General features: G+C 69.6%; 1 protein-coding gene and 1 pseudogene. Both read left to right on the plus strand.

All coding sequences use genetic code 11. The features are described 5' to 3' along the window. A partial coding sequence (locus AC1D15_RS31850) for a pectate lyase family protein (RefSeq protein WP_477829201.1) occupies window positions 1-1,136 on the plus strand: 1,136 nt, incomplete at its 5' end. After that, window positions 1,133-1,478, plus strand: a pseudogene (locus AC1D15_RS31855) (hypothetical protein); the annotation flags it as partial. The gene AC1D15_RS31850 and the pseudogene AC1D15_RS31855, both read left to right, overlap by 4 nt.

The following is a 1,478-nucleotide window of genomic DNA, read 5'->3' on the forward strand; positions in this document are numbered from 1 at the left end:
CGCCTGCACCGGCTCCGGCCCCCGCGCCGTCGGCCGACGCCAGCACCGAGGTGGCCCCGGCCACCGGCTGGGCCAGCCAGTCCGGCGGCACGCGCGGCGGCTCGAATGCAGCGGCCGCGGCGATCTACAAGGTCGACACCGCGACCGAACTGCTCGCCGCGATCAAGGCGGGCGGCGACAGCGCGAAGATCATCAAGGTGACCGGCCGCATCGACATGGCGGCAGCCGACAACGGCGGCGCCTTCAAGAGCACCTCGGACCAGGCCAATCGCGGCGAGCTGAAGCTCGGCAGCAACACGACGCTGATCGGCGTTGGCGCGACCGCGGGCCTGGTCAACGCGAACATCAAGATCAACAGCGTCGACAACGTGATCGTGCGCAACCTGACCATCATCGACCCGTGCGACGTGTCGCCGTTGTGGGACCCGAACGACGGCTCCAGCGGCAACTGGAACTCGGAGTTCGACGGCATCACGGTCGACGACTCGACCCACGTCTGGATCGACCACAACCGGTTCACCGATTCCCCGGTCACCGACGACCTGCTGCCGGTCGTCAACGGCAAGCGCAAGCAGTGCCATGACGGCTCGCTGGACGTGAAGAACGGGTCGGACTACGTGACGATCTCGAACAACGTCTTCGACCAACACGACAAGAACAACCTGATCGGCTCGTCGGACAGCAAGACCTCCGACAACGGCCACCTGACGGTGACCTTCCACAACAACCTGTTCACCAACATCACCGAGCGCGCGCCGCGCGTTCGCTTCGGCAAGGTGCACGTCTACAACAACCTGTACCAGGGCAGCACGGCCAACGCGGCCTACCCGTACGGCTACAGCATCGGCGTGGCCTACCTGGCGAAGATCATCTCGGAGAACAACGTGTTCGAGATCCAGGGCGCCAACAGCTGCGCGAGCGTGATGAAGAACCCGGGTTCGTCGAGCAAGACCGGCGCGATCACCGAAGCCGGCTCGCTGCTGAACGGCGCGGCGCTGAACATGTCGCAGTGCAGCTTCTCGAACGACGTGGGCTGGACGGTGCCGTACAGCCGCAGCGCGCTGCTGCCGGCGGCGTCGGTGAAGGCCGCGGTGCAGGCGCAAGCCGGCGTCGGCAAGCTGACGGTCAAGCCATGAGAGCCGGCGCGGGCCTGGGCCCGTTGTTCATCGCGGTGTCGGCCGCGCTGCTGGGCGGTTGCGGCGGCGGGTCGCAGGACACCACCTGGGCCGGCGGCAACACCGACGGCTCGGCACTCGGGCCCGTGACGGGCACGCCGGCGCCTGCGCCGGCGCCCGCCCCCACACCCTCGCCCGCGCCATCCCCTGCGCCATCGCCTTCACCGGCCCCGGCGCCCGCGCCTTCTCCGTCGCCGGCGCCTGCACCTGCGCCGGCACCTTCTCCCGCACCCGCGCCTGCGCCTGCTCCTGCCCCCACGCCAGCGCCGGCCCCTGCACCCACGCCGGCGCCTGCTCCCGCAC

This window comes from Rhizobacter sp. P2_H2 (assembly GCF_056403375.1).